25 protein-coding genes and 1 pseudogene are annotated in these 23,737 nt (G+C 35.1%); 6 read left to right on the top strand and 20 right to left on the bottom strand.

Annotation, left to right across the window (positions count from 1 at the left end; all coding sequences use genetic code 11):
- Positions 1-101 precede the first annotated feature (101 nt).
- Genes M014_RS0117575 through M014_RS0117565 form a run of 3 tightly spaced genes read left to right on the top strand, consistent with a single transcriptional unit; the run spans position 102 to position 3,269 of the window.
- Entirely contained in the window at positions 102-1,031 is a 930-nt protein-coding gene (locus M014_RS0117575) for an AAA family ATPase (RefSeq protein ID WP_026592888.1), read from the top strand.
- Positions 1,028-2,191 (top strand): DUF58 domain-containing protein, encoded by a 1,164-nt coding sequence (locus M014_RS0117570; RefSeq protein ID WP_026592887.1) that lies wholly within the window; start codon positions 1,028-1,030, stop codon positions 2,189-2,191. Before M014_RS0117575 ends, M014_RS0117570 begins: the two co-directional genes overlap by 4 nt.
- Positions 2,166-3,269 carry a DUF4018 domain-containing protein gene (locus M014_RS0117565; RefSeq protein WP_026592886.1) on the top strand — a complete coding sequence of 368 codons (1,104 nt, stop codon included), beginning with the start codon at positions 2,166-2,168 and terminating at the stop codon, positions 3,267-3,269. Before M014_RS0117570 ends, M014_RS0117565 begins: the two co-directional genes overlap by 26 nt.
- Positions 3,270-3,316: 47 nt before the next feature.
- On the opposite strand, the gene M014_RS0117560 is transcribed toward M014_RS0117565, so the two are convergent.
- Genes M014_RS0117560 through M014_RS0117550 form a run of 3 tightly spaced genes read right to left on the bottom strand, consistent with a single transcriptional unit; the run spans position 3,317 to position 4,746 of the window.
- Positions 3,317-3,610, bottom strand: a complete 294-nt coding sequence (locus tag M014_RS0117560; RefSeq protein ID WP_026592885.1) for a putative quinol monooxygenase — start codon at positions 3,608-3,610, stop codon at positions 3,317-3,319.
- A gap of 38 nt (positions 3,611-3,648) precedes the next feature.
- On the bottom strand, positions 3,649-4,287 hold the full coding sequence (locus tag M014_RS0117555) for a nitroreductase family protein (protein ID WP_026592884.1): 639 nt from the start codon (positions 4,285-4,287) through the stop codon (positions 3,649-3,651).
- Between the two features lie 30 nt (positions 4,288-4,317).
- Positions 4,318-4,746: a MarR family winged helix-turn-helix transcriptional regulator gene (locus M014_RS0117550; protein ID WP_026592883.1), complete on the bottom strand. Its 429-nt coding sequence runs from the start codon at positions 4,744-4,746 to the stop codon at positions 4,318-4,320.
- A gap of 604 nt (positions 4,747-5,350) precedes the next feature.
- On the opposite strand from M014_RS0117550, the gene tet reads away from it, so the two are divergent.
- Positions 5,351-7,324 carry a tetracycline resistance ribosomal protection protein gene (gene tet / locus M014_RS0117545; protein WP_026592882.1) on the top strand — a complete coding sequence of 658 codons (1,974 nt, stop codon included), beginning with the start codon at positions 5,351-5,353 and terminating at the stop codon, positions 7,322-7,324.
- A 480-nt stretch (positions 7,325-7,804) separates the two neighbouring features.
- Here tet and M014_RS0117540 read toward each other — a convergent pair whose 3' ends face one another.
- From M014_RS0117540 to M014_RS0117490, 10 genes are all read right to left on the bottom strand, one after another.
- Entirely contained in the window at positions 7,805-8,908 is a 1,104-nt protein-coding gene (locus tag M014_RS0117540; RefSeq protein ID WP_026592881.1) for a lipocalin-like domain-containing protein, read from the bottom strand.
- A gap of 332 nt (positions 8,909-9,240) precedes the next feature.
- Positions 9,241-10,224 (bottom strand): DUF4003 domain-containing protein, encoded by a 984-nt coding sequence (locus M014_RS0117535; protein ID WP_026592880.1) that lies wholly within the window; start codon positions 10,222-10,224, stop codon positions 9,241-9,243.
- Positions 10,225-10,394: 170 nt separating this feature from the next.
- Positions 10,395-10,862 carry an NUDIX hydrolase gene (locus M014_RS0117530; protein WP_026592879.1) on the bottom strand — a complete coding sequence of 156 codons (468 nt, stop codon included), beginning with the start codon at positions 10,860-10,862 and terminating at the stop codon, positions 10,395-10,397.
- 31 nt (positions 10,863-10,893) lie between these two features.
- Positions 10,894-12,363 carry a serine hydrolase domain-containing protein gene (locus M014_RS0117525; RefSeq protein ID WP_026592878.1) on the bottom strand — a complete coding sequence of 490 codons (1,470 nt, stop codon included), beginning with the start codon at positions 12,361-12,363 and terminating at the stop codon, positions 10,894-10,896.
- Positions 12,360-12,884: a hypothetical protein gene (locus tag M014_RS0117520; RefSeq protein WP_026592877.1), complete on the bottom strand. Its 525-nt coding sequence runs from the start codon at positions 12,882-12,884 to the stop codon at positions 12,360-12,362. The genes M014_RS0117525 and M014_RS0117520 overlap by 4 nt, the downstream gene beginning before the upstream one ends.
- Positions 12,884-13,222 (bottom strand): PadR family transcriptional regulator, encoded by a 339-nt coding sequence (locus M014_RS0117515; protein ID WP_026592876.1) that lies wholly within the window; start codon positions 13,220-13,222, stop codon positions 12,884-12,886. Before M014_RS0117515 ends, M014_RS0117520 begins: the two co-directional genes overlap by 1 nt.
- Positions 13,223-13,466: 244 nt before the next feature.
- Positions 13,467-14,285, bottom strand: a complete 819-nt coding sequence (locus tag M014_RS0117510) for a MerR family transcriptional regulator (RefSeq protein WP_026592875.1) — start codon at positions 14,283-14,285, stop codon at positions 13,467-13,469.
- A 272-nt stretch (positions 14,286-14,557) separates the two neighbouring features.
- Positions 14,558-15,595 carry an NAD-dependent epimerase/dehydratase family protein gene (locus tag M014_RS0117505; RefSeq protein WP_026592874.1) on the bottom strand — a complete coding sequence of 346 codons (1,038 nt, stop codon included), beginning with the start codon at positions 15,593-15,595 and terminating at the stop codon, positions 14,558-14,560.
- A 230-nt stretch (positions 15,596-15,825) separates the two neighbouring features.
- On the bottom strand, positions 15,826-16,395 hold the full coding sequence (locus tag M014_RS0117500) for a histidine phosphatase family protein (protein ID WP_026592873.1): 570 nt from the start codon (positions 16,393-16,395) through the stop codon (positions 15,826-15,828).
- A gap of 81 nt (positions 16,396-16,476) precedes the next feature.
- Complete coding sequence (locus M014_RS0117490) at positions 16,477-16,947, bottom strand: GNAT family N-acetyltransferase (protein ID WP_026592872.1); 471 nt, start codon at positions 16,945-16,947, stop codon at positions 16,477-16,479.
- A gap of 235 nt (positions 16,948-17,182) precedes the next feature.
- On the opposite strand from M014_RS0117490, the gene M014_RS0117485 reads away from it, so the two are divergent.
- The gene (locus M014_RS0117485; protein ID WP_026592871.1) at positions 17,183-18,484 is read left to right on the top strand and encodes an MFS transporter; all 1,302 of its coding nucleotides are present in this window, start codon (positions 17,183-17,185) and stop codon (positions 18,482-18,484) included.
- Between the two features lie 54 nt (positions 18,485-18,538).
- Positions 18,539-19,516, top strand: a complete 978-nt coding sequence (locus tag M014_RS0117480; protein WP_026592870.1) for an ornithine cyclodeaminase family protein — start codon at positions 18,539-18,541, stop codon at positions 19,514-19,516.
- Positions 19,517-19,839: 323 nt separating this feature from the next.
- Here the strand turns inward: M014_RS0117480 and M014_RS0117470 are convergent, their stop codons facing one another.
- From M014_RS0117470 to M014_RS27140, 7 genes and pseudogenes are all read right to left on the bottom strand, one after another.
- Positions 19,840-21,027 (bottom strand): RtcB family protein, encoded by a 1,188-nt coding sequence (locus M014_RS0117470; RefSeq protein ID WP_026592869.1) that lies wholly within the window; start codon positions 21,025-21,027, stop codon positions 19,840-19,842.
- Positions 21,028-21,103: 76 nt separating this feature from the next.
- Positions 21,104-21,364: a hypothetical protein gene (locus M014_RS0117465; RefSeq protein WP_026592868.1), complete on the bottom strand. Its 261-nt coding sequence runs from the start codon at positions 21,362-21,364 to the stop codon at positions 21,104-21,106.
- 784 nt (positions 21,365-22,148) lie between these two features.
- A complete protein-coding gene (locus M014_RS30370) occupies positions 22,149-22,280 on the bottom strand; it encodes a hypothetical protein (protein ID WP_269321443.1) in 132 nt (43 codons plus the stop codon).
- Positions 22,281-22,368: 88 nt separating this feature from the next.
- A pseudogene (locus M014_RS30680) lies at positions 22,369-22,596 on the bottom strand (hypothetical protein); the annotation flags it as partial.
- Between the two features lie 75 nt (positions 22,597-22,671).
- Positions 22,672-22,890: a hypothetical protein gene (locus M014_RS0117440; RefSeq protein WP_026592866.1), complete on the bottom strand. Its 219-nt coding sequence runs from the start codon at positions 22,888-22,890 to the stop codon at positions 22,672-22,674.
- A 137-nt stretch (positions 22,891-23,027) separates the two neighbouring features.
- Complete coding sequence (locus M014_RS29290) at positions 23,028-23,189, bottom strand: hypothetical protein (RefSeq protein WP_155924340.1); 162 nt, start codon at positions 23,187-23,189, stop codon at positions 23,028-23,030.
- On the bottom strand, positions 23,186-23,737 hold a 552-nt coding region (locus tag M014_RS27140), incomplete at its 5' end, for a hypothetical protein (protein ID WP_035415329.1). The genes M014_RS27140 and M014_RS29290, both read right to left, overlap by 4 nt.

Raw genomic sequence — 23,737 nt, 5'->3', positions numbered from 1 at the left:
TTTATATTTATTCTATACAAAAATATTATTATATTAATTTTCAGAAAAATTTGTTAAAATATAACAAATACACTTGTCTACTTTTTGAAAGGGTGATACATATGATAAATAAATTAAAAGAAAATATAAGTTCTGTTTTTGTCGGAAAAGAAAACGTGGTTGATTTACTCCTGGTTTCATTACTTGCGGATGGTCATATATTACTTGAAGATGTACCTGGAACAGGAAAGACATTACTAGCGAAAACAATTGCAAAAAGTATTGGTGGCGATTTTTCTCGTGTTCAGTTCACTCCTGATGTGCTTCCGAGCGACGTAACAGGAATTGAATACTTTAATCCTAAAACGAGTGAATTTGAATTAAGGTTCGGGCCAGTCATGACAAATATATTGCTAGCAGATGAAATAAACCGAGCTATGCCTAGAACACAATCTAGTTTATTAGAAGCAATGGAAGAGCGCCAAGTCACACTCGAAAAGCAGTCTACGCCTCTTCCTAAACCATTCTTTGTTATCGCGACGCAAAATCCTATTGAATCACAAGGAACTTTCCCTCTTCCAGATGCCCAGCTGGATCGTTTTTTAATGACCATTTCAATTGGCTATCCTTCCCCGGAAGACGAATTAAAAATGATGCGCCGTTTTCGAAATGACAGACCTTTAGATAACATTCGTTCTGTTATCACTTTAGAAGATATTTTACAAATGCAACAAAAAGTAAAAGAAATATACGTATCCGAATCGTTAGAACACTATATCATTCAACTTGCTAATGCTACACGAAATCATGATTATATCGCCAACGGTGTGAGTCCACGTGCAACACTTGCCTTAGTTAGAGCGATACAAGCACTAGCCTATTTACATGGTCGTGATTACTGTACGCCTGAAGATATACAATTCTTACTTCCTTACGTATGGAAACATCGTCTTATTTTATCAATGGAAGGTGCTCTGCGCACGACGAAACAGAAGTTAATTGAAATTATTTTAACGGAAGTAGACGTTCCTGTGGAGATTGAGCAATCATGAATTATACACGTATTGTAACCGTTCCATTATTTTTCCAGCACCACATTATTAAACTAACAATTCCGGTTGCTTTGTTTTTAGCGTTCTATGTAACAAATTCATATTTAGTTGTCCCATTTTTGTTTTATTATTTATTTGCTTATTTTATTTATCGTTATACAGCATACATAGATAAGCATTTTCAAATTATCGATAAAAAACAAACAACACGCTTATTTCCTGATGAAACAGGCAGTTTATCAATTCATTTACAAAACAAAGCTAAACTTCCTTTAGTGAATGGCACTTGCTTTTTACATATCAATCCAACCTTAATACCAAATCAGACAACTGGCGTTGAGCAAATATCTAAAACGTTATTTTCTTTTCGCTTTTCACAGCCTGCAAAGTCAGAACAGAGATGGGAATTACCGTTTACAGCTACAAAGCGAGGGGTTTTTAAAATTGAGCAATTTGAATGTATTATAGGTGATCCATTTCATATCATTCAAGTTCATCTGCCTACTGTAGATAAATTGAAGACTGAAATTATCGTTTATCCTACTTTAAAACGTGTTGCAGGGTTACAAGAGATACATCAATTAGCAATAGGTACTTATAAAACAAATTTTTCTTATTTCCATGATGAATCTTCTATTATTGGGATAAAGAAATATGAGAGAGAATCTTTTCGAAGTATTCATTGGAAAGCGTCTGCTAAAATGCAATCTTTACAAGCAAAACAATATGAAGCAATAAAAAATTATAGTTGGACATTATCCCTTTCCTTAGGAGCAGATCGTGGAATTGGCTGGAGAGAAAACATTGAAGATTTAATTTCTTACACCTCTTATTTGTGTCAGTTTGCAACAGAGAAACAGATTCCTTTTGAATTGTTTGTTAGTATCTTTACGGAAGATGGCCCTTTATACCTTTCATTAAATGAGGGGCACTTACACTACGCAAAAGCGTTAGAAGAGCTGGCCCGTATTTCCGAGGACAGTACATTGCTTTCACGTGAAGGCTTCCTTCACTATTTAGATAGAAAAAAAGAACGTTCTTCCATCCTATTCTTTATAGGAATACGAAAAGAAGATGTACCAAATATGAAACAACAAACATATCTGATTACAGATGAAGGGATGGTGGAACAACTTGAAAACATGGCTCCATTACATTAATGATTTTCTTCTTCTACTCCTTCTTTCTCTATTGACGGAGCAAGAAAGAACAATTCCCATCATCCTATTTTTAATCATTAGCTTTCTTTGTACGATTCCCATTCATAAAATGAAGATCAATAAGCGAAGAGCTTTCATTTTACTATTTATTCTACAAGTTATACTTTGTTACGTATTTTCTATCTTTTCTATCGTTAGCTCTATCTTACTCCCGTTCTTCTTTTACATCGTACATGCACGGGATGACATAACAGCATACCATAAAATGCTAGGTGCCTTTTTATGGTTCATTGTTTCTTATTTTCTTCATTTAATGAAGTTACCTTCTCTATGGGTACTAGGCTTATTCGCTTTATTTATTCTACTGTCACTTTGGATTACTAGTTATAATAAAGATCAAAAAACAATTCGTTTTGTATCTATCACAGCAATTGGAATAGTCAGTCTTCTATTCTTCTTATTTATTCCGTATATACGTATCGTACTCTCGTATCTTTTCTACTGGGTAGCACTTGGTTTTGGCTATGGTATCGAAGCATTATTATCTATTACAAATCCAAATGATGCTACAGAAGCAATAGAAAAGTTAGGTGGAACGAGTCCAGAACTTCCAGAATCCGATCACCCATACGATGCCTTTGTTGCTCAATCCGTTACTGCTTCAATCATTGGAATCATTGCTGCATTTGTAATTTGGAAGCTGTACAAAAAGAGAAAATCCTTTCACCTTGGGAATATATCCTTTTATAACTCTGGTACAGTTATTCAAGAAGAAGGTATATTGCAAAAAACAACCCGAATGACGCGCCCACCAACGAACGCCATTCGCAAAGAAATATTCAAACTAGAAAAGAAATTAAACCCCCCTTTAAACAGAAATCGTGGTGAAACGATTGACGCATGGATGGAGCGAATTCAAAGAGAAGAAGGTGCCTCTATTCAATTCGATATAATTATAGAGACATACAATGCTGTACGGTATGCTGACCAGGAAAATACTGAACTCTTCCGGCAATTTAAAGAAGAAGTAAATAAACTTTACGCCTATCAAAAGACGTTAAAAAAGAAGAAAAAATAAAACACCTCCTCGACAACTCTATTTTAGAGTAATCGAGGGGGTGTTTCTTATTTTACTCGTTGTCCATCATAAACCTGAATATCTAACGGAGCAGTTAAAAACTGATTCGCCTTTTTAACAAAAGAAGTAAAGTGTCCACTTGCATTATGGCTAGCGACTGCTTCTGCATCTTGCCAAACCTCTACCATTGTATATGCACTTTCTTTTTCAGTATCTTTATATAAATCATATGATACGTTACCACTTTCTTCTCTTGAAGCATGAATGAGCGGCCTAATTTCTTCTACAAATGCTTGTTGTTTTGCTGAATCTACTTGAAATACTGCGTGAATGATAATCAAAGTGCTTCCCCTTTCATCTTCTACGAATTTTTTCAAAATTACTTCCACTGGGCAACTTTACCGATTGACAGACGAACTGATTGATATCCACTATCGGCTGCTTTCCCAATTGAAATTAGCATAACTGGTACATAACGGTCTTTATCTAATCCGAAAGCTTCTGCAATTTTGTCTTTTTCAAAACCGCCAATTGGACATGTGTCATATCCATATGCACGTGCAGTCAACATAAGTTGCATTGAAACAAGACCACCATCAATTAATACTGTATCTTTCATTACTTCTGGTGAAACTGTAGAGAAATACGCAGAAAGCTTTTGCATTTGATCTTCTTTTACTTCAGCTGGCATAAGCCCACGTTCTACTGCTGTACCATAAATCTCTTCCGCATTATCAAAGTTTTGTAAATCACCAAATACAGCGATCATTGCTGATGAAGTTTCTACTTGAAGTTGATTAAATTTCGCAAGCGGCGCAAGTGTTGCTTTCCCTTCTTCACTATCAATCACAAGAAAACGCCAAGGCTGCATATTAACTGAAGATGGAGCAAGCGTTGCCTCTGTTAAAATTTCTGTCATTTCTTCTTTACTGATTTTCACAGTTGTATCGTACTTACGAATCGAACGACGTCCTGTTAAAATTTCTGTAAAATCATTTGTTTTTGTTACGTTACTCATAGATGTAATCTCCCTTTTTCCATTTTATATTTAGACTTCTTGTATGTTTTCTTCAATGCGATTTAGCATATTTAAAAGGTTATCGCGCTCTTCTTCACTTAACCCTTTTAGCGCAGTCGCTGCAAAACGCTCTTTCTCTTCTTGAAAGGCATGAATTTTATTTCGTCCATCTTTCGTAAGAGAAACTAAAGTAACCCTATTATCATCTGGATTTTTACGTCTTGTAATCATTCCATTTGCTTCAAGCTGTTTTAAATGCCTTGTAATTGCAGCATGATCAATATTCACTTCTTGTTGAAGTTCTTTTTGACTAATTTCATCAACCTCATATAACTGAAGTATAAGCTCCAGCCTAGATTGACTCATACCTGTACAACCTTCAAACTTCGAACTTACTTCTTTATTAAGAAAGTGTATTTTATATAAAATAATCGCTTCCTTTGAACATGAATTGGTCAATTTACTCCTCCTTTGCAAAGGCAACATGTAATTATTTGATACATCAATAATTGATACATCAAATAATATACCCAATTAAAATTTTAAGCAACTATTTTGTTTTTTTATTTTTGGCTGACATAAAAAAATAAAACCTCTTCCCTTTTACCATAACCTCCATGAACAATATAAAGCCGTTTCCCTATAATAAAATTGGAAAACGACTGCAACTTTCTTACTTATTACAGATTTTCACCAAAGAACTCTGTTAACTTCGCTACTGCTTTTATGCGACGTTCCGTTTGGAGTGCAGCCACAGTATAGCCACCAGCACAAACAAAAGAGTTGTTAAATAATCTACCGCATATCGCACCTCTTCATCTCCTACTGATTATCATCCTTCAACAATCTAGCTTTTACTTGGTAGTGATTTTCTCTAAACCTTGAGTCAAGTGTCTTACCACCTGTTTTCTCCCAAAATTTAATACTTCATCATGTTACAAATTACAAAAAATTCCTTATAATAGAAATATCATACAAGACTGGAGAGTGATTGTAATGCGGCAATTTATTACTAAAAGAAATGAGGACATGAACATGAAAAACGAAATGAGGATTTTAACATATGAAAACAATAAATATAGGAATTGTAGCGCATGTAGACGCTGGAAAGACGAGTTTGACTGAGCGTATTCTTTATACTACCAATGTAATTCAGGAAATGGGTCAAGTAGATAAAGGAAGTACACTAACAGATTCGATGGAGTTAGAAAAACAACGTGGAATTACTATTAAAGCGGCTGTCGTTTCATTTTTTATAAATGATCTCAAAGTAAATGTAATTGATACACCAGGTCATGCTGATTTTATTGCTGAAGTAGAGCGATCTTTTGGCGTTCTAGATGGAGCTATCTTAGTAATATCTGCGGTAGAAGGTATTCAGGCACAAACCAAAATTTTAATGAAAACTCTGCAGAAACTAGGCATTCCGACCATACTATTCGTCAATAAAATTGATCGGAGTGGTGCTCAAACTACTAAAGTAATCCAACAAATACGGGATATGCTTACTAATCAAGTACTCCCACTATATAAAGTGAAAAATGAGGGGACAAAAGATGCGTGTATCATTCAAAACGAAGTACATGCTGCTGTATATGATGAGTATATTGAACTTCTAGCATCACATAATGAATCGTTAATTGAATCCTATGTAAATGGCGAAGTATTACATGAAGACACTTTACGAGATGAATTTTGGGATCAGATTCAGCATGCAAATGTATATCCAATCTTTTTCGGTTCAGCGATGACGGGTATGGGTGTCCCCGAATTACTTGAAGGTGTTTCAAAAATGATTCCACAGAATGTTTCAAACAATAACCGAGATGAAATTTTATCAGGAGTTGTTTTTAAAATTGAAAGGGAATCTTCTGGAGAAAAAATTGCATACGTACGGATATTCTCCGGCTGTTTACAAGTAAGAAAATATATTAATATCAATCGAAAACAAAGTGACGTAAACACCACTTCACACAAAGAAAAAATAAAAAAGCTTCATATATTTCATAATGGAAATGCTGTTCAATCCCCTATTGTTGGCACAGGAGAATTTTGTAAGGTATGGGGGCTTTGCAACATTAGAATCGGTGATGTAATAGGTGAATGGTCAGATAAAGTGAAAGACATTCACTTTGCAGAACCTCAAATGGAAGCTGCAATTGAAGCGCGGCCAAAAGGGAAAAAACATAACCTATATCAAGCACTCGTAGAACTATCCGAAGAAGATCCACTTATAAAAGTAATGAAAGATGACATTCACAATCAAATCTATATTCGGCTGTTTGGTGAAGTTCAAAAAGAAGTGATTGAAACAACTTTACAGGAAAAATATAATTTAGAGGTTTCTTTTTCAAATACAAGAATTGTATGTATAGAAAAACCAATTGGAGCCGGAAATGCTGTAGAAATCATGGGTGAAAACAATAACCCATTCTATGCAACGATTGGCTTTCACATTAAACGTGGTGCACCAGGTTCTGGTATCACTTATAACTTAGAAGTCGAGCTTGGCTCATTGCCTTTAGCATTTCATAAAGCCATTGAAGACACTGTATTCCAAACGTTAAAACAAGGCTTATATGGATGGGAAGTCACTGATATCGTCGTAACATTAACGCATACCGGCTATGCAAGTCCAGTAACGACAGCTGGTGATTTTAGAAAACTAACACCACTTGTCTTAATGGATGCTTTAAAGCAAGCCGGGACCAATGTATATGAACCAGTAAATGAGTTTGAATTAACGGTACCAGCGCATTCAATTAGCACAGCAATGTATAAATTATCAGCTATACATGCAGCTTTTACAGAACCTGTACTTCATAACGAATCCTTTTGTTTAACAGGAACTCTGCCGATGGCCCAAACGGAGAATTTTAAGCGCATACTGCATTCTTTTACGGAAGGTGAAGGTGTCTTTATCGCTAGATCTTGTGGATATAGTAAAATCGACTCAAAATTCCCGTCGCGAAAACGAGTAGACTATAATCCACTGAATCGAAAAGATTATTTATTGCATGTGCTTCGTGCTTATTAAGTGAAAATACTAGCGTGCTCTGTTGTTCCCATAATCAACCTCCTTTTATATTGATTTGTTAAAAGAAAACAAATTTATCAACTTGAGCATAGAAAATAAAAAAAGAGAATCTAAAGAAAGTTTAATTCCTTAGATTCTCTTTTTCTCTAGTATTTCACGAGCAATATGACACTTTTATCGGGGCGTTTAAAGTATCGTAACTAAGTAGAGAATTTATTATCAAATTATACTTAAAAACCAATTACTATCCATTCATCGACAACATCACAGAAATTTAATAGTTCATCTTCGGAAACTATCCCCATAGTATGACTGGCATAATAGTAGACACCAATATGCTTTCAACTCGTATTCCGAAACTTCACAAACAGGAAATAAAAAGAGCGCTCTATCCAGATAAGCTCGAAAAACAAGGTTTTGTAAACAATCTGATCTTTCACACATTATGAGTGAAAAGTGAAGCTATTAATTGTCTCTTAGCTAATTGTTGATGATAGCATATTTATTATTCCCGAAGAACATTTGATCCCATAAACCCTCAGCTTTATAAATTTTTTTCACACCATTCAATTCATGAGTTAGTTGAACATCCCCTAAGATACGAGTATAGGTTGGGTTAGCTCCTGATTTTTTGGCTATCAAAGCCTGAGTAGAATCCAAATTGTCTAATAAACTTATTGAAACAATATCCCTATTTCTAATAAATTCTACTGTGTAAGACTCAAAACTTGAAATAGGTTGAAGGTATATTAAATGGTTATCCATAAACTTTTTAGTTTCAGGATGTTCTATAATATCTTCTCTCTGAATTTTAGTAAGAGATTGATCGTCCGATATTATTTTTCCATCTTTGGCTAACATAAACACAGGCAACCTTTTGTAGTTATAATTCTTCTCAGCAATAATGTCGCAAGCAATGATGTCAAAACCATCCACTTTAGCTCTTCCCCAATACCAATGATTCATCAATTTCTCCATGCCAATATTGCCCCAGTTATGATCATGGTAACCAGTCCCATTTAATTGAATCATTTTATCACCAATAGTCAAAGTAGCTTCGATTGTCGCGGATGGTTGAGCAATAAACCATGCAAAGAAGTGCTCATCTCGGTCTCCGTAGAACCAATGACCGGTGTTTGGACGCCACATCGGTAATTTTGACGTCATTACAGCATGATATTTAATATACCCTTCTTCAAAATGAAGGACATATTGTCCATCTTGATATTTGAGGTAGGATTTGTTGATATTGACATCACAAATATCTTTTTTAGCGTTAAGCCTGCTGCCTTTAGCCTCTTGAGAAGACATAAGGATTTTGGTGCCATCAGGATATGTAATATCAATTTGGACTGTAGGCCATGCTGGTCCAAGAACGTCAAAGTGGTTTTTGGTGTAAAAGGTAGTCACCACAGTTGTTCCGTCCTCAAATTCGGCATCAGTATACCACCACTCAAAAGAACTCTCCCTTCCATCTGTGCGCATGCCATCCTCTTTTGGCTGCGGTTCTGTAGGATGAATATTTAATTTCCTATAAGTTTCCTCATCATTTGCCAATCTAACTTGTTCTACGTTTACACTCATTTTAACAACCTCCATTTTGTAATGTGCTAACGACCGAAAACTGATGATTGTAATAAAGAGAAACTTTAATCAGCCCTCACCAATCGGGCTTTTACGGACAGTTCATCTCCCACCTAACTTCTTTGCTTCCGCTGAATTTTGAGGTGGGAGTGTTACTATCCGTTAATGCGGCATAAAATTGGCTATTTACAAATAGTAGGTGGGGAATATTTGACGCTTACCTCATTAATTTAACATAGACTAAGAAGTCGCTAGTCAGCAGACAAGCGACTTTTGAATTAAATATTAATCTATGTAACCTTTTTGAAAAAGTTCATGCCGCACATTGCATGTTATGAACCACTGCTAGCAGAGGTTGCTGCAGAGGAAGCAGTAATTGCTGCTAGCATAGCTGCCTGCTGCGCCTGTATGAGGACCTCTATCATTGTTTGCAAACCTGTGTTGGCAGCTTGACTTTCCGCACCTTTCTGACTCACGAACAGTTGGATTGCAATAAGAATATTTGCATCCGTATGCCAGCGAAATAATTTGTCTCCCTGCAATTTTTCAATGAATGCTCGAATAGAATGAACCTCTTTCTCTCCATCCTCAAGCAACGCTAGTAGTCCGACAGCCGGATAATGCATCTGTTTCACTTTTACCTTTTCTTGCTTTAGCAAATTCCATATGTTTGTGCACTGTGCGACTAACATATCTTCACTGACATCCTTTTTTAGTGAAAGAATATGACTTAAAAATTGAAGATCATTCCCTTTACGTAAGCCAGCTGCCGCCAGCTTCTGATAGAGACGTTCCACCCGGTCCATAAGTGTCTCTACTTTCTCTGATTGTCCCGCTAGCAAAACAGCGAGCGGATAATCATTTGCACTTGTAAGAAAGAAATGATCCTCTTTCATGCGTTTATATACTTGCATCGACCGCTGAATGCGTGTGTCATGCTGCCCACTTTCTTCTGGTAAAAGCGCTGCTGCTGCGAGATAAGTAAATATACTCCGGCTAAAGCCGCCAGCGACCAAACGTTCATATATGTCTAGAAACTGCTGAAAGGCTTTTTTGTAATGCGTAAAGTGAATATCTAATGTTGCCGCAACCACAAAACGATGATAGGACTTTAAGTATGAAAACATCCCTACCTGATCCTTAATATAACTACTAATTTCTAAAAAACGTCCAAGATCAAACGGTTTATCGCTACCTGTATACATAGCGGCAATCATCATTCCTGTCCGAGAATCACTCGTTTTCCACTTTAGTTCCCCTTTTAACTGTGCATATATATGTGTGTATTGCTCCAGTTTCTGCTGTAATGTGATCATAGCAATCCCCCTATGTTCCTTTTGTACTTCTCTTCTATCATACTATAACTCTATATTTAGGAATATCATTTACAATACATATTTTGGAACCTTATACTTTCCTTAGTATATTTTCTATAATCTCCTTTAAATTATAAATAAAGTCCCAATTTCCATCTTTCTATCTCTTTTTATTCATTCTTAACAAGATGTTCCATATGAATAGGCAACTCATTCACTTTATCCTTTAGAAAATCCGGTTTCAAGTTATATTCACTTATTCGTTCTACTAGCACCCATTGAAATATATATCTTCTTCCGCTTTCTTCAAAAATAAAAGAATCCTTTCCTTTTCCAGGCAACTCAAGTAAGTTCACTTCATAGTAAAAGCTAATTTCATGAAATTGATGTTCATCATATGTAAAGAAATTTTCGACCATCCATAACATCCTTTTCACATCAACATCTACTCCTAGCTCTTCTTTCAGTTCCCTCTTCACCGCCGCTTCGCTGCTCTCAAGCATTTGTACACGTCCGCCCGGTACATACCAAAAGTCTTCTCCTTCATTTTGAATCATTAATATTTTATTATTATGTTTACATATCGCACCAACTCGATAGTTGAAACACGATTTTTCTAGTTTGAATGTAAGATCCATTATTCTGTATCCCCTTTATATGATTTAATATTTAACCGCTAAAATACTTCACTTGCAAATTTTGTTTATAAGCAATCATGATAGAAAACAATCCATTAAGAGCAAACAAGATAACTACTCCAATTGATAAATAAGCTAAATCTGGAGAAAACACATAAATCGCATGCCATGGAGAATCCGTAATATAGGTTAATCCCGGGATTATCGCAATAGATAGCACCAAGAAAATGATACCGTAAATGTACCATATGCTTCTTTTACGAACTTTTTTTGATCTCATCTTTACGAACAGATAAACAAGCATTAGAAAAAGTAAACATATTACCCCAATTGTAATTAATTGAACAATAGGAGTATTTGAAGGAATATCAACAGGTTCATCTCCATTTATTAAATTTATAATACCTTGCTTCAAATAGAAAAGCGCCTCTTCTTCCAGAATATGATTTTTATTGGTGAGAATCACGCCGCCCCAACCTGTTTTCGGTATAAAAAACATTTCAGCATGCGAATCAGGGGTTGAGCCTGAATGCCATATCATTTTCTCCTCAGAATCTGGATTTGTAATTCTTAGTCCTAGGCTATAGAAACGGTTTTCACCAGTTTGAATATGAGGTGATACATAAAGATTCATAGTATTTTCAGTTAAAAAATTGTCATTCTCTTGTCGACTAAGGAATTTGATGTATTGAACCATATCTTCTGCACTTGCCGTTATGTACCCATACGGTACTCCCCCATTATCATATGTTACCGAACTTTTTCTAGGAATCCCAAACCATGATTGATAACCAGCAAGATATCCTTTTTTATATGCAGTATCATTATCAGCTGCTGCATTCTTCATACCTAATGGTAAAAAAATCTCCTGCTTCATGTAGTCAGAATACGTTTGATTGGTAACTTCTTCAATAAGAGCACCAAGAATTAAGAAATTCGCATCACTATATTGATGCTTTTCTCCAGGTAGAGCGGTAAGCGCAACATTTGATAGACTTTCCACATTATCTTTTATAGCGTTGAGCCCATCAGATTCTTTGTCTGATATTGCTAAACCCGAATAAGTACTAATCCCACTTGAATGGGTAAGTAAATGTTTAATTGTTATTTTGGAAGCTGCTTCTTTATCTTTAAGTGTAAACCACGGAATATATTTTTTGACTGGATCTTCTAGGTTAACGGTACCTTCTTCAATTAATTTCATTATGGCTAAACCTGTTAATGATTTACTTATCGATCCTATAGTAAATGGGGTTGTAGTCGTCACTGTTTCCTCAGTTTCTCCCGTTACCCCCCATGCTTTAGAATAAAACAAATCATTTTCATGAATAATAGCGATCGAAGCACCTGGAATTCGATGTTCTTTTAAAAAAGCTTCTACATAGTTGTCTATAGTATCTTTCATATCTTGTTCTGCGGAGACTTTTGAGGCTGATAGGAATAAAGTGCCTGCATTAAATACTAAACAAATTAAAATTATAATGAATTTTAGTAGGTTCATATAAAGTTTCGCCTACTAACATTTATTTTTCGGATACGAAACACTACCAACGTAGAGATTAGTAAGGAAATTGAAATGCTAGTAATCATTAGTAAGGAATTCCACCAAGAATTATCTGCTATGTGATACAAAATATTATAGTCAAACGCATTATTAGTATGCAGTGGGTTAAATGATTCTGTTAAAAACATAGATAGTATGAGTTGTGAGATGAGGTAAGTAACAATTGAAGTAAGGAATCCAATCACAAATACAATTCCTGTTCTATTTTTGGATTTTCGTATCTGTTTGATTTCAGAATGAAGATCTATTCCGTTCATTTCTAAAAAGTCTTTAACAAATGTTGTTGTATCTCCTAAATCTTTTAGACTATCTTGACCGTGTTCACGACATTCTTGTATATGCTCTAAAAGCTGCTGCCTAATGATTCTTCTGTTCTTTGAACTGACTTGATATTGTTTTAATTCTTCCAAAACTTCTTTTACAAACTGTTTTTCTTCCTTGGTCAAATTTATGTTCATTACAAATGCTCTCCCTTCAAATCACTTTGCAGTAGGGATTTTATATCCTGTTGTAATTCCAACCACTCGTTGATTTTTTTCTGAAGATACACTTTCCCCTTTTCATTGATTTCATAATAAACCCTAACTTTACCACTTTCTGTAATTTCACGGTAAGTATGAACCCATTCTTGATCTTTAAGCTTAGTCAAAATCGGATAAATGCTTCCTATTCCTTTCAGTTTTAAATTATGTTTTTCTAACTCCTTCATAATTTCATATCCATAGCTTTTTCCCTTTGACAAAATAGATAACACACACATCTCTAAATGACCTTTAATTAAACTTGTTCTATCCATAGGATAAATTTAACAAAAATATATACTTCATTCAAGTATATATTTAGAATTTTTTTACTTTTCTTTATATAATATTGAATTAAAACTTGATTAAAATGAAGTCCCATCCCCTTCTTTATTAACCAACGCAAAAACTCCATTTTAAATAAAGTTTGATTAAAATGGAGTTAATCTTGCTAACTAAGTATAAAATTTTCATAAGAATCCTTCCAATTTACTTATGATACGATTCATCTCGATTATCCTAATAGTCAACTAATTCATCATTTTCTATAAAGATTTGAATTTGACAACTATAAGATTCTGTATTAAAGACATCATTAAGTAACTCCACTTCTACAAAACTTTTAACTTTCAAATTATTTTCTTTTACATATTTAATGATTTTATTTCTCCGTTCCTCTTCATTTTCCTTGCTATAAGCGAATGTTAAATACTTTCCCTTTGGTAATATTTCTATATTTTGTCCAGCTTCTATATTGGAATTCCCTTGAAATCTACTAAAAACATACCTTGGCTCTACAGTCCACTCTGAATTAACCTTATATATGATTCCTCTTTCCATTGACATTTTCTCTTCTGTATCATGAATGATTTTTTCTAAGTCTGAATAAGAAAGTAACTCCTTTAAACTTCCTACTTCTTTACATGGTGCTACAATTATGTGACGCTCTTCAAAGGACTTAATGGATATTTCATCATCATGTAATATATCCTTAGAATTCTTTACCTTCATATTTAAGCTATCAATGGTTTTGATAATTTCTTGCATTTTATTTATATTGTCTTCTGCTTCATTTCTTTTTAATTGTAAAAATTGTAGTAGTGTATCAGTATCACAGTCCTTAAAAATCTCTTGAAGTTCTACTATACTTGTGTGTAACTCTCTACAGCTTTTTATAATGTCTATATGAATAAATTGATCTATGGAATAATATCTATAACCTGTCGATTCATCAATATATTTCGGAATAAGAATTCCTATTTTATGATAATATCTTAACGCTTTGATTGTAATGTCCTTTATTTTAGCTACTTCCCCAATGGAAAATAAGTTTTCCACCCTAATCACTCCCTTTATATTTTTTCTTACATTATCGTTGACTCTCTCTTTAGGGGAGACATTACTATAATCATAAAGCATTTACAATTAATATCCAATCAAAATTATACTTCCCGAAACATGTAAAACCCCGCCTAATTTTAGGACGGGGCAAAAGTGAATTTTTTAAATCTAATTTTCATTACACGAGGATTTCGAATTTTTGGAACTCCTAATTTTACGAATGACGCTTACCTAAATTCACTCTCCCCTGTTTGATACATATTCCCTCATCACAATTTCCCTTTTTGAAACCAAGCTTCTAGCAATTCCTGCTCTCTTCCTCTTAATATACCTGCTTTTCGCTCTATATCTTCTCTCGATTTCTCCCATTGATACACATCATATATGGTCTCTTCAATAGGTCTAAAAGAAAGACCAGCGTTAACAGCTTTTTCTATACTAATGAAAAAGCCACCTTTCCACGGTTCTGTTTCTCCTTCTAACGGGAAAGATTCAGGAATCCATAAAGGCATCTCTGTCCAAGGCTTCACTTGACTTTCCAATAGAAATTGCTCTTCTACCCATACAAATTCAGCATCGCTGTTTGTTACTGCTTTACAAGTATTTAATAGGTCTTCAATCGTCAATTCATCATTCGATCCTGTTACATTAAACTTGCCTACTTTTCTGTTTTCTGTCATATCGAACGCCCACGTTGCTACATCTTTTACGTCAATCAATTGAACAGGGCGGTCTGAACGCCCCGGCACCATTACTTTTCCACCTTGTGCTACACGCTGAACCCAGTACGGGAGTCGATCTGAATAGTCAAATGGTCCAACAAGAAGCCCTGCTCTTATATGCAAAACTCGCCCAGGCCAATGTTTTTCTGCTTCTTCCTCACATAAAACTTTCAATGCTCCATAATACTCATAAGGTGATATTTCCCCATTCTCAACCGCTTTCAACTTTTCAGTAGGCGGAATAGACTGTAAATAATAGCCTTCCTTAATATGAAATGGAATCCAATCTTTATAAGTAGAGATACTTGATACAAAAGTATAATGTTCGATGTTGTCTCCAAGTACAGCAGCGATTTTTTTAATTTGATGAGGAGCAAATCCACATGTGTCCATTACAACATCCCATTTTCGATTTTCTAAGACTGATACATCACTGTCTCTATTACCGATTAGTTGCTCGACTTCAGGAAATACATCCTGATTCGTACCACGATTAAATAAGGTGACTTCATGCCCTCTTTTCAATGCTTCTTCTACTAACGCTCTTCCTAAAAAACGAGTACCTCCTAATATAAGGACCTTCATAATTTTCCCCCATCCATTTTTATAATATATAAAATTAGCATTCATTTAATTTAACGATTTTCCTACTTAAAAAGTTACGGGGATGACGAAAAATTAATAATATTTTTTTATGCACTGTAAACAAATGTTGTTACTTTTGTTCAGTGAAGTGCTTTTTTGAGGACAACATTACTTATAAACTTCATCCTAAAAAGTCCCCCCTTGGTAAGGGGAGACCTTTACGTTTCACTTTATTTCCACAACCTTTTAACCCCCACCAATTCCTCACCATTGAATTCCATTCTATATATATCTGGTTTTGATGTTTGTAGTAAAAAATCTAAATCGTACTGACTGTCATAATACCCCATCATTAAAGCCATAACAGCTCCATGAGTGCCTAATACTATTTTTTGCCCTTGATAAGTCTTTAATAATTCTTTTAAAACTTTTATAGCTCGTTTCTGACAAGCCGCATTAGACTCTCCTCCCTTTAAAGCGAAGTTTGGATCAGAAAATGACTTTTTTAACAAAGAAAATAATTCCTTATCAGGCATTCGCTTATCTTCCGCAGAAAAAATTCTCTCTTTTAAGTCTTCAAATACGAAAACTTCTTGCCCTAAGTGTTTAGCTAATCCCTGAATCGTTAGGACGGATCGATGGTATGGGCTTGAAACAAATACCTCAATACCCTCCCCTTGTAATATATCAGTTATTCGATAAGTATCTAATTTCCCTTTTTCAGTTAAGCCTCTTGTTCTTTCATTTTCTTCTGTTTTTGGTGATTCGCCATGTCTCACCATGTAAATGAAAGTTTTCATAATACTCCTCCTTTACATAGTTTTTCGTTATTTATCCTGCTATTCGCTGACAGTAAGACCTCCACTGATTCAAGTTTCACTTTATAGCCTCTTCACAAACAATACCCTACTCCCTCCATTCCCATCATAATTTGTATGTACAGATACCCCATCCACTTCTCCATCACCTGTTTCAATTTCAAATCCAATATCCTGATGAAATTGAATTGATTTTTTATTTACTGGAGAAGTTACCGCTTTTGCGATATGACGATTATTTGCGCGAGCTGCATCGAAAAAATATGAGTATAGTGTAGAAGCTATGCCCTTTCTTCGATGCTTTGGATTTACTCCAATAAAATGAACATATGCTTCATCGGTATATGTTTGTGAGAAAAATCCACATAAAAACCCTAGCGTCTCTCCGTCCTGTTCAATAATAAAACTTGTTTCTCGAAAATGAACAAAGAAAAGTTTTGGTAACATATCAGCCATATTTCTTCCGCCCCACCACTCATTAAGGACGGAATGAATCGTTACATAATCTCCCTCTCGAATGTGTCTGACTTTCATTTCGCTCTTCCTCTCATCCTATTAGTTTCTGTCTTATTTATACTTCTGATTATTAGGTAAATACAAATATCTACTGTTACATTGGCCCTTTCCATTCTAATGAAAAACATCACTTTATAATATTTGCTACTTATAACAACAACTCCTCTTCCTCCTAAAACTTTGACATATAAAAATATTTTATATAAAATATTTTTAATAATTAGAATATTAAAATTACAAAAGAGGTGAACAAATGAACCAACAAAGCTCTATTCAGAAAAAAGCACTCATAGCTAGTTTAATTGGTAGTTCAATCGAATGGTTTGATTTCTTCTTATACGGAACTGCCGCCGCACTTGTATTTAACAAATTATTTTTTGTAAACGAGGATCCCCTTGTCGCACTCATGCTTTCCTATCTTTCGTTTGGTATTCCTTTTTTCATTCGCCCGCTTGGAGGCATTATTTTCAGTCATATTGGTGATAAAATTGGAAGAAAGAAGACACTTGTGTTAACTCTCTCTCTTATGGGAGGGGCGACAGTATGTATTGGCTTACTTCCTTCATATGAAACTATCGGTATACTAGCTCCTATTCTTTTAATATTACTAAGAATTATTCAAGGATTAGGAATTGGCGGTGAATGGGGCGGCGCTTTACTATTAGCAGTCGAATATGCACCGAAGGATAAAAAGGGACTTTTCGGTAGCATTCCACAAACAGGTGTAACAATTGGAATGTTACTCGGAACTGCTGCAATCTCCTTTATGACAATGATTTCTGGTGATAATTTTGTGACGTGGGGATGGCGAATTCCATTTATTTTAAGTGCAATATTGGTATTCATAGGATTATGGATTCGAAATGGATTAGATGAAACACCCGATTTCAAAAAGGCAAAAGAAAGTGGAAATATTTCAAAACTACCTATCGCCGACACATTACGTCATCACTGGAAATCCGTACTAATCGCCACAGGAACAAAGGTAGCTGAAACAGCTCCCTTCTATATTTTCTCAACATTCATTGTTTCCTATGGTACATCACAGCTGAAATTACCGAATACAACTGTTTTAAACGCTGTTACCATCGCTATGCTCATTACTACTATTATGATTCCAATTATGGGAAAACTTTCAGATTCCATTGGAAGAAAGAAAATGTACATATGGGGTACCATTGCGATTCTCTTATATGCTTTTCCATATTTCCTACTATTAAACCAAGGAACTACTTTTTCTATCATTATCGCAACTGTTATTGGCTTAGGGGTTTTATGGGCACCTGTAACAGCTGTATTAGGTACATTATTCTCTGAAATTTTCTCCACTCAAGTACGCTATACGGGTGTTACGTTAGGTTATCAATTAGGCGCTGCACTTGCTGGCGGGACAGCTCCGATGATTGCTGCTTATTTAATGAATGTGTACAACAATTCTTGGATTCCAGTCGCTTTATATATTGTGCTTACTTGCTGTATTTCTTTAATTGCCATCGCTGCCGTTTCAACGAAGCAGATCGCAGAGAACATACAAAATCAAGATATACAAGCATAGTCAGTCGGGGGATTCTCAACTCCCCCTTTTCTATTAAAAAGGAGGATGATTTAAATGATTCATATTACAGAAGAAATGGTTAAAGACATTTATAAAATGAAAGATTGCTTACAAGATGTAGAAAAGGCATTCCAGTATTATATGAACAATGAAATTACAACACCAGTAAGGCTGAATATACAGCATTCTCAAGAAGAGGCGAACTCCCTTTATATGCCCTCTTACGTAGCTCCAATCGAATTTGCATCTACAAAAATTGTTAGTATCTTTCCTCAAAATACACAGAAAGGAAAAAAAGCACTACAAAGCTTGATTGTTTTAACAGAAACAAATACTGGTAATCATGTCGCAACAATTGAGGCCTCCTATTTAACAACACTTCGTACAGGAGCAATGAGCGGTATTGCAACCGAACATTTCGCTCGTCAAGATGCTCGTGTATGCGTTGTCATTGGCTGCGGCGCCCAAGCACTCGGACAAATACAAGCTGTTATGGAAGTTCGATCTTTAAATCGTATTCTTCTCGTGAATCGTACAATACAAAAAGCAATTGGGTTTAAGAATCATTTACTCTCCTTATATCCAAATTGGAACGGAACCATTGAAATTATAGAATCAGCTGACGATGCTGTCGCAATGGCTGATATTGTAATTTGTAGTACAACTTCCACTACACCTGTGTTTGATGGAATACACTTAAAACGCGGTACTCATATTAATGGAATTGGTTCTTATCAACCTCATATGCAAGAACTCGATTTCACTACATTACAGCGCAGTGATAAAATTATTGTAGATACATTAGAAGGTGTTCAGCACGAAGCAGGAGATTTCTTGATCGCAAGCGAAAAAAATGAATGGAACTTTTCAAATATATATAGTGAACTTGGGGATATTATTTTAGGGCATAAACAAGGCCGGACAAACTCTGATGAAATTACTTTATTTAAATCTGTTGGGGTTGCCTTCTTGGATACAGTAGTGGCTAGTTCGATTTATCAAAAATATGCGGAAAAGTTGTTTGTAAAGTGATTCGAAAAGTGACTCGCCAGCATAACGTAACATTTATAAATATCCGTCACAAGTACGATCAAGTGACTCGGAAAGTGACCGGTCACTTTAATATAATTTGTATAATTATCCGTCACAAGTGCGGTATTTCTTCATTTATAGTGAATAAATTAGTGTATAAGGGCGTATGTTACTACGCTCTTTTTTCGCGGTCACCAAAAGTCACTTCTTCCGTCCTCCGCCACCATATTTACCGACAGTTCCCTCGATAATCCACCTTAACTCTCGTCCTCCTCCCCTAACTCCCACTCGTAATCTCCGTAGTTCATTGTTCGTCCTCCTAGTTAATTAGCTTTAAAGTTGTAGATTGGTTTGATAATATGCTTAATATCAATTGTGCCTTTCGTATTTTCTACAATCTCATCCATCGGTTTGTATACCATTGGCGCTTCATCTAATGTGCTTTTATCAACTGAAGTCGTCCAAACGTTAGTCATTGTGTTCTGGAAATCTTCTAATTTAATCATTTCTTTGGATTTCTTGCGACTCATGATTCGACCAGCTCCATGTGGACCAGAAAAGTTCCAATCTGAATTACCTTTACCGAATGCTATAATTGACCCATCCCTCATATTAATTGGAATAATTACTCGCTCACCTTGTTGTGCTGAAATAGCGCCTTTTCGTAGAATCATATTATCCATGTCTATGTAGTTATGAATTGTTGTAAATTGATCAGTTACTTCCCAATCCATTCTCGTTACAATTTCATCAATCATAGCTTTACGATTTAACTCAGCATACTTTTGAGCAATCTTCATGTCATTCATATAATCATCGAATCCTTTACCTTCTAAATAAGCTAATTCTTTACGGATTTTAGGCTTCTTAATTCCGCGTAAAGCTTCATGGATTTCTTGTTGTCTACCTTCTTTCGTTAAACGCTCAATGATTTCGTCTTTAATTGATTTAACACTTAGTAGTTGTTCGTAAGCGAAGTTTTGATAGTACTCTGCTACTTGTTTACCTAGGTTACGGGAACCGCTATGTATAACAATGTACACATTCCCTTTATCGTCTTCATTAAGCTCAATAAAATGATTTCCCCCACCAAGAGTACCAATGCTCTTTTGAGCACGTTGTAATGTAAACGGTGCTCTTACATCTTTAAAATCAATCATCTTTGATAATGGATGTTCCTTATCTCGAATACTAAAACCACTTGGAACATGTTTACGAATTGTGTCATCTAATTGATCAAAGTTAATTTCCTCTTTTTTCTTATCAATTATAACAACTTCCATACCACAACCTATATCTACTCCAACAAGGTTAGGTACGATTTTATCTTGAATGGTCATCGTCGTTCCAATAGTACAACCAGCGCCGGCGTGTGTATCAGGCATAATTCGGATTTTACTCTCTTTTGCAAATTCCTGATTACATAAATCAATGATTTGACCTACCGCTGCTTCTTCAACGTTATTCGTAAATACCTTTGCTTCATTGTATTTCCCTTGTAATTTCAACATCTCTCATTCCTCTTTTCCTATATCTAGTAAATTGTATTAATTATACATTAAATTATACGTTTGTAGTCCTAACTGCTCACATTCTTTCCGCCATCTCTCGTTTCTGATCCTCGCTGTACTGACGTACTTTATTCATACTTACTTGTTTTTCTCCTAACGTACATTTCACCGCCAAGATATTGCCATCATCACTATCGATAACAGTAACTTTTTCCTCACCGACCAAGGCTATTAACTTACGAATGTGTTTAGGAACGCAAGAGTATGCGCTCCATTCCTTCGTATCGTTGTCGAAAGTTAATACCGTTTCTTGTTCTCTCGTTGAGTGTGCGGTCATTGTTCTACCTCCGTCTCTATTAAAAGGATTATTTTGTTAAACAATCTTTTCCACAAAATAGTAATTAATATATAATTAAATTATTCAAATGTTAGGAGTGATAAAAATGATTGATATATATAGTCTTATTTTTTTGATTATTATAGGGATCGGTGCTTTATTATCATTGATAAGTGATTTGCGAAAACCACAAAAAAATATATTTGCGATTGTATGTGAGTCCTTAGTTCTTATAGGAGTTGCATCTTATTACTTACATAATAAATAGCATCCTTCCTTGAATAAAACTCAACATTCCGTCAATACTATAGATACAATCTTTCTCCAGTTCCCCATTGGAGCCGAGCAGTTAGCTTTTGCTAGCTGCTTTTTTATTTCGTTCCTGCTCCTGTTTCTTAAAGAATTCTTTAATTACGTTTTCCCAATAAGCACACATTCTTTATTCCTCCTTGAATAAAATCAATAACTCAGCATATAATATCTATGCATCTAGATCATTATCTTTGTATGGAGCAGTTAGACTGGGCTAACTGCTCTTTTATTTGTGACAAAATGAAATTTTTGTTTAGTTTTTTTGTTTCGCCTGTTCCGTTACAATAAGGACAAGGTACTTCATAACCTTTGTGGTCAATTGCATATCCTTCTCCGTTGCACAATGAACATGCACCCATCTCAAGCCCTCATTTCTTTTAATTCTTCAACCAAGTAACCTTCACCTAATTTATAATTACAGATGGTACAAATATCAGTAATTGGTTTAACTGTCACGTTTACTCCGCATATACTACATTTCATTTTTTACAGCTTCTTCTAATGATTTTTCACACTGTTTTACAATTTCTTGTTGATTCTTTAAATTTTCATAAGCTAACTTTAATTGTTGTGTAGCGAACTCTACTTTAGATATATTTTTCATCACTTATTCTCCTTTTCTAATAAAATAGCGTTTTTATTGAAAACTCATTTTGATTCTCTTTGTTTATGGTATAATCTGTATAATTCATTTTTCCAAGAAAGGATAAAGCAATGAGAGAATACTTTGGTTTCATTTCAATGTTTTTAACTTCAATCGTGTTTTTTGCTTCATTATCTGGGCATACAAACAATTACTTAATTTATTTAATACCTATCTCAATTGTTTTAGCTATTCTTGCCCCGAAAGGAGATACAGCGAAAAAAATTACTTTTGCTATGTTAATTATTTTAGGTATTTTAATTGCTTGCGCATTAATTATTGGTGCTATTATTGGCGCTGGACTGGCTGAAACACATTTGAATAATCACAATTCTCCCAAATAACGCTTTGGTTAAATTTCTTTTAAATCTGTATACTTAGCAATATGCCCGCACTCGTTATCCCATTTATGAACGACATACCATGTCTCATCTTCACAAAAGTTTTCCAAATTCGGTTTCCCCATTTCTTTTCCGCAGGTTGGACAACTCCATTCAACAGTTACATTTTTCGTTCCATATAACCATCCTTGTAAATCTCTATTGGGTACAGTAATTGTTTTTACAGTCATTTTCTTCCTCTCCCTTTTCTAATAAAATTCAAATTTGATAATACTTATTTAACTGATTTATCTGTTATCTCCAACACAACGTCATAAATTGCGAAAGTCACTCCGATAATAATTTCTTTCATTGCGATTCCCCCTAGTTAATACATATCAATAAATACTGCGTCTTCTAATCTTTCTTCATCTACTACTAACGTATCTACTTTTGCTACATCACTAACTGGATACGCGTCGACTATTATTTCTTTCGATTTATCTTCGATTTTCTGTAGCGCATTAATTAAGTCTTGTACCGTGATCATCTACGCATCCCCCTTTTCGATTCGCCCTCAAACGGCAACACTACGCACAAATCTCGCACTCTATCGTACAACCTACGATCAAACACGCTCTCCAACTCATCAATAGGAATGTTCGAAGTGTAGACTGTTGGGAGTCCGTTTGAAACACGATAGTTAACTAACGCATGTAAGTCCCCTCGGAATCCAGTCGTGGCACTACGTACGCCTATATCATCGAGAACGGCGAAAGGTGCAAATCTTGCATTACTTCCACGCTTGTAATATTCTCTCGCCGCTTTTTCCGATACGTCCTTCGGAACATTCGTCCGATTAAATTCGTTATACAAGTCTTGCCATTCGTTCACATCTAAAAAATATCCAGGTATCTGCAACGATTGCCTATTTCGTTGCAAACTACCGATGTAGTGTCGGATTAGCCACTCGTTTGAAATTACGGCTGCTGTCGTCGTTTTCCCCGTGCCAGTTTCTTCGGAAAACAAGTACATCGATTTGATTTTATCTTTTACATCCGTTGTACCACTCGCCTCAAATTGCCGTGAGAAAGTCGT

It is taken from the genome of Bacillus sp. UNC437CL72CviS29 (assembly GCF_000482345.1).
GTDB lineage: Bacteria > Bacillota > Bacilli > Bacillales > Bacillaceae_G > Bacillus_A > Bacillus_A arachidis.
The sequence above is the reverse complement of the archived record's forward strand: the minus strand, read 5'-3'. Positions and strand labels throughout refer to the sequence as shown.

Excerpts from the sequence above, each read along its gene's own strand:
- M014_RS0117575 (WP_026592888.1), top strand. The coding sequence starts at position 102 with ATGATAAATAAATTAAAAGAAAATATAAGTTCTGTTTTTGTCGGAAAA.
- M014_RS0117570 (WP_026592887.1), top strand. The coding sequence starts at position 1,028 with ATGAATTATACACGTATTGTAACCGTTCCATTATTTTTCCAGCACCAC.
- M014_RS0117555 (WP_026592884.1), bottom strand. The coding sequence starts at position 4,287 with ATGAGTAACGTAACAAAAACAAATGATTTTACAGAAATTTTAACAGGA.
- tet (WP_026592882.1), top strand. The coding sequence starts at position 5,351 with ATGAAAACAATAAATATAGGAATTGTAGCGCATGTAGACGCTGGAAAG.
- M014_RS0117540 (WP_026592881.1), bottom strand. The coding sequence starts at position 8,908 with ATGAGTGTAAACGTAGAACAAGTTAGATTGGCAAATGATGAGGAAACT.
- M014_RS0117535 (WP_026592880.1), bottom strand. The coding sequence starts at position 10,224 with ATGATCACATTACAGCAGAAACTGGAGCAATACACACATATATATGCA.
- M014_RS0117530 (WP_026592879.1), bottom strand. The coding sequence starts at position 10,862 with ATGGATCTTACATTCAAACTAGAAAAATCGTGTTTCAACTATCGAGTT.
- M014_RS0117525 (WP_026592878.1), bottom strand. The coding sequence starts at position 12,363 with ATGAACCTACTAAAATTCATTATAATTTTAATTTGTTTAGTATTTAAT.
- M014_RS0117520 (WP_026592877.1), bottom strand. The coding sequence starts at position 12,884 with ATGAACATAAATTTGACCAAGGAAGAAAAACAGTTTGTAAAAGAAGTT.
- M014_RS0117515 (WP_026592876.1), bottom strand. The coding sequence starts at position 13,222 with ATGGATAGAACAAGTTTAATTAAAGGTCATTTAGAGATGTGTGTGTTA.
- M014_RS0117505 (WP_026592874.1), bottom strand. The coding sequence starts at position 15,595 with ATGAAGGTCCTTATATTAGGAGGTACTCGTTTTTTAGGAAGAGCGTTA.
- M014_RS0117500 (WP_026592873.1), bottom strand. The coding sequence starts at position 16,395 with ATGAAAACTTTCATTTACATGGTGAGACATGGCGAATCACCAAAAACA.
- M014_RS0117490 (WP_026592872.1), bottom strand. The coding sequence starts at position 16,947 with ATGAAAGTCAGACACATTCGAGAGGGAGATTATGTAACGATTCATTCC.
- M014_RS0117485 (WP_026592871.1), top strand. The coding sequence starts at position 17,183 with ATGAACCAACAAAGCTCTATTCAGAAAAAAGCACTCATAGCTAGTTTA.
- M014_RS0117480 (WP_026592870.1), top strand. The coding sequence starts at position 18,539 with ATGATTCATATTACAGAAGAAATGGTTAAAGACATTTATAAAATGAAA.
- M014_RS0117470 (WP_026592869.1), bottom strand. The coding sequence starts at position 21,027 with ATGTTGAAATTACAAGGGAAATACAATGAAGCAAAGGTATTTACGAAT.
- M014_RS0117465 (WP_026592868.1), bottom strand. The coding sequence starts at position 21,364 with ATGACCGCACACTCAACGAGAGAACAAGAAACGGTATTAACTTTCGAC.
- M014_RS30370 (WP_269321443.1), bottom strand. The coding sequence starts at position 22,280 with ATGAAAAATATATCTAAAGTAGAGTTCGCTACACAACAATTAAAGTTA.
- M014_RS0117440 (WP_026592866.1), bottom strand. The coding sequence starts at position 22,890 with ATGACTGTAAAAACAATTACTGTACCCAATAGAGATTTACAAGGATGG.
- M014_RS29290 (WP_155924340.1), bottom strand. The coding sequence starts at position 23,189 with ATGATCACGGTACAAGACTTAATTAATGCGCTACAGAAAATCGAAGAT.